At 69.0% G+C, this 3,849-nt stretch carries 3 protein-coding genes; all 3 read right to left on the bottom strand.

Annotation, left to right across the window (positions count from 1 at the left end; genetic code table 11):
• Nucleotides 1–172: 172 nt before the first annotated feature.
• Nucleotides 173–1,171, bottom strand: a complete 999-nt coding sequence (ilvC, locus tag ACFXB5_RS44215; protein ID WP_201850970.1) for a ketol-acid reductoisomerase — start codon at nt 1,169–1,171, stop codon at nt 173–175.
• 138 nt (nt 1,172–1,309) lie between these two features.
• Nucleotides 1,310–1,834, bottom strand: coding sequence for an acetolactate synthase small subunit (gene ilvN, locus ACFXB5_RS44220; protein WP_191065556.1), 525 nt, complete (start codon nt 1,832–1,834; stop codon nt 1,310–1,312).
• 33 nt (nt 1,835–1,867) lie between these two features.
• Nucleotides 1,868–3,721, bottom strand: coding sequence for an acetolactate synthase large subunit (locus ACFXB5_RS44225; protein ID WP_385219447.1), 1,854 nt, complete (start codon nt 3,719–3,721; stop codon nt 1,868–1,870).
• Between the last annotated feature and the right edge of the window lie 128 nt (nt 3,722–3,849).

Genomic DNA, 3,849 nt, shown 5'->3' on the forward strand with positions numbered 1-3,849 from the left:
GGTAAGTGACAATTCGCTCTGCTGAGCCGCCCATATCGTATCCGAGTGACGGGGGGCCCCCCCCCCGCGGGGGTGGCGCCGGCGGGGGGCCCCCCGGTGGTGGCGGGCGGGGGGGGGGGGCGGGTGCCCCCCCGCCGCACCCGGGGCACGGCCTCCGCGCCACCAGGCGCGGTTACGCCTCCTCGTCGACCCAGCTCATGAGCTTGCGCAGCTCCTTGCCGGTGGTCTCCAGCAGGTGGTTCTCGTCGGCCTTCTTCAGCTCGTTGTACTTCGGCAGGCCGGCGTTGTACTCCGCCATCCAGTTCTTGGCGAAGGTGCCGTCCTGGATCTCGCCGAGGATCTTCTTCATCTCGGCCTTGGTGGACTCGTTGATGATCCGCGGACCGGAGACGTAGTCGCCCCACTCGGCGGTCTCGGAGATCGACCAGCGCATCTTCTCCAGGCCGCCCTCGTACATGAGGTCCACGATCAGCTTGAGCTCGTGGAGGCACTCGAAGTACGCGATCTCCGGCTGGTAACCGGCCTCGACCAGGGTCTCGAACCCGGCCTTGACCAGCGCCGAGGTGCCGCCGCACAGCACCGCCTGCTCACCGAAGAGGTCGGTCTCGGTCTCCTCGGTGAAGGTGGTCTTGATGACGCCGGCGCGGGTGCCGCCGATGCCCTTGGCGTAGGACAGGGACAGCTCGAAGGCGTTCCCGGTGGCGTCCTGCTCGACGGCCGCGATACACGGCACGCCGCGCCCCTCCTCGTACTGGCGGCGGACCAGGTGGCCCGGGCCCTTGGGGGCGACCATGCAGACGTCCACGTTGGCCGGGGGCTTGATGAAGTCGAACCGGATGTTCAGACCGTGCCCGAAGAACAGCGCGTCGCCGTCCTTCAGGTTGCCCTTCACGGACTCCTCGTAGACCTTGGCCTGGATCGGGTCCGGGACCAGGATCATGATCACGTCGGCCTCGGCGGACGCCTCGGCCGGGGTGACCACGCGCAGCCCCTGCTCCTCGGCCTTGGCCTTGGACTTGGAGCCCTCGTGCAGGCCGACCCGGACATCGACGCCCGAGTCGCGCAGCGACAGCGCGTGGGCGTGGCCCTGGCTGCCGTAGCCGAGGATTGCGACCTTACGGCCCTGGATGATGGACAGGTCGGCGTCGTCGTCGTAGAACAGCTCGGCCACTTCGGGAATCTCCTAGCGTGTGGGGTTGTGCTTCCCACCGTATGACGGGCGGGCGGGTGAAGGTTTCGGGGTCTCGCCATACGGTCCGGCGCGCGGGTGGCGCCGGACCGTGGCTCCGCTGGTCGGGCGGGGCGGGGGTCAGGCGGACCGGTCGAGCGCGCGCAGGCTCCGGTCGGTGATGGAGCGGGCGCCGCGCCCTATGGCGATGGTGCCGGACTGGACCAGCTCCTTGATGCCGTACGGTTCCAGCATCTTGAGCATGGCCTCGAGCTTGTCGCTGCTGCCGGTGGCCTCGATGGTCACGGCCTCCGGGGAGACGTCCACGGTCTTGGCGCGGAACAGCTGGACGATCTCGACGATCTGGGAGCGGGTCTCGTTGTCGGCGCGGACCTTGACCAGGACCAGCTCCCGCTGGATCGCCTGGCCGTCCTCCAGCTCGACGATCTTCAACACGTTGACCAGCTTGTTGAGCTGCTTGGTGACCTGCTCCAGCGGCAGCTCCTCGACATTGACCACGATGGTGATCCGGGAGATGTCGGGGTGCTCGGTGACGCCGACGGCCAGCGAGTCGATATTGAAGCCGCGGCGGGAGAACAGGGCGGCGATCCGGGCCAGGATGCCGGGGGTGTTCTCCACCAGGACGGAGAGCGTGTGCTTGGACATGGGCTCGGTCTCTTCTCTCTCTCGGTCCTGGTCTCAGTCGTCCGCGCCGTCGCCGAAGTCCGGGCGGGTGTCGCGCGCCGCCAGGATCTCGTCGTTGGAGGTGCCGGCCGCGACCATCGGCCAGACCATGGCGTCCTCATGGACGATGAAGTCCACGACCACCGGGCGGTCGTTGATCGCGTTGGCCTTCTCGATCACGGCGTCGAGGTCGGCCGGGTCCTCGCAGCGCAGTCCGACGCAGCCCATGGCCTCGGAGAGCTTCACGAAGTCGGGGACGCGGGTGCCCATGCTCTGCTGGGCGGGGGCGTCGGGGCCGGAGTGCAGGACCGTGTTGGAGTAGCGCTGGTTGTAGAAGAGGGTCTGCCACTGGCGGACCATGCCCAGCGCGCCGTTGTTGATGATCGCGACCTTGATCGGGATGTTGTTCAGCGCGCAGGTGACCAGCTCCTGGTTGGTCATCTGGAAGCAGCCGTCACCGTCGATCGCCCAGACCGTACGGCCCTCGTCGACGCCGGCCTTGGCGCCCATGGCGGCCGGCACGGCGTAGCCCATCGTCCCGGCGCCGCCGGAGTTCAGCCAGGTCGCGGGGGCCTCGTAGTCGATGAAGTGGGCGGCCCACATCTGGTGCTGGCCGACGCCCGCGGCGAAGATCGTGCCCTCCGGCGCCAGCTGCCCGATCCGCTGGATGACCTGCTGCGGGGAGAGGCTGCCGTCGGCCGGCTGGTCATAGCCGAGCGGGTAGGTCTCCCGCCACCGGTTCAGGTCCTCCCACCAGCCGCTGTAGTCACCGGCGCGGTCCGCGTCGTGCTCGGCCTGGACGGCGACCACCAGGTCCGCGATGACCTCGCGGGCGTCCCCGACGATCGGCACGTCGGCGACACGGTTCTTACCGATCTCGGCCGGGTCGATGTCCGCATGGACGATCTTGGCGTACGGGGCGAAGGAGTCCAGCTTGCCGGTGACGCGGTCGTCGAAGCGGGCGCCGAGCGCCACGATCAGATCGGCCTTCTGCAGCGCGGTCACGGCGGCGACGGTGCCGTGCATGCCCGGCATGCCCAGGTGGAGGTGGTGGCTGTCGGGGAAGGCGCCCAGCGCCATCAGGGTGGTGGTGACCGGCGCGCCGGTCAGCTCGGCCAGCACCTTCAGCTCGGCGGTGGCCCGGGCCTTGATCACACCACCACCGACGTACAGCACCGGGCGCTCGGCCTGGGTGATCAGGCGGGCGGCCTCGCGGATCTGCTTGGCGTGCGGCTTGGTGACCGGGCGGTAGCCGGGCAGATCGGTCTGCGGCGGCCAGGAGAAGGTGGTCTGCGCCTGGAGCACGTCCTTGGGGATGTCGACCAGGACCGGGCCGGGGCGGCCGGTGGAGGCGATGTGGAACGCCTCGGCGATCGTGCGCGGGATGTCCTCGGCCTTGGTGACCAGGAAGTTGTGCTTGGTGATCGGCATGGTGATGCCGCAGATGTCCGCCTCCTGGAAGGCGTCCGTACCGATGGCCTTGGACGCCACCTGGCCGGTGATCGCGACGATCGGGACCGAGTCCATATGGGCGTCGCCGATGGGGGTGACCAGGTTGGTCGCTCCGGGGCCCGAGGTCGCCATGCAGACGCCGACCTTGCCGGTGGCCTGGGCGTAGCCGGTGGCCGCGTGGCCCGCGCCCTGCTCATGGCGGACGAGCACGTGCCGGACCTTCGAGGAGTCCATCATCGGGTCGTAGGCGGGGAGGATCGTGCCACCGGGGATGCCGAAGACGGTGTCGGCACCCACTTCCTCGAGGGAACGGATGAGGGACTGCGCGCCCGTGACGTGCTCGAGGGGGGCGGACTGCGGTCCGCCGCTACGGGGCCGAGGCTGGGGGTGATGGGACCCGGGGGCCTGCTCGGTCATCGGCATTCTCTTCTCGAAGATGAGGTTCGGTGCGGGAGGGAGGGGCGGGGGGTGGGCCGGGGCCGCCCCCGGGCCACAAAAAAACCACACACAGTTAAAAAAAAAAAAAACCCCCAAAACAAAAAGAG

The organism is Streptomyces sp. NPDC059455, assembly GCF_042750115.1.
GTDB lineage: Bacteria > Actinomycetota > Actinomycetes > Streptomycetales > Streptomycetaceae > Streptomyces > Streptomyces endocoffeicus.

Coding starts and splice junctions, on each gene's coding strand:
- ilvN (WP_191065556.1), bottom strand. CDS start 1,834: ATGTCCAAGCACACGCTCTCCGTCCTGGTGGAGAACACCCCCGGCATC.
- ACFXB5_RS44225 (WP_385219447.1), bottom strand. CDS start 3,721: ATGACCGAGCAGGCCCCCGGGTCCCATCACCCCCAGCCTCGGCCCCGT.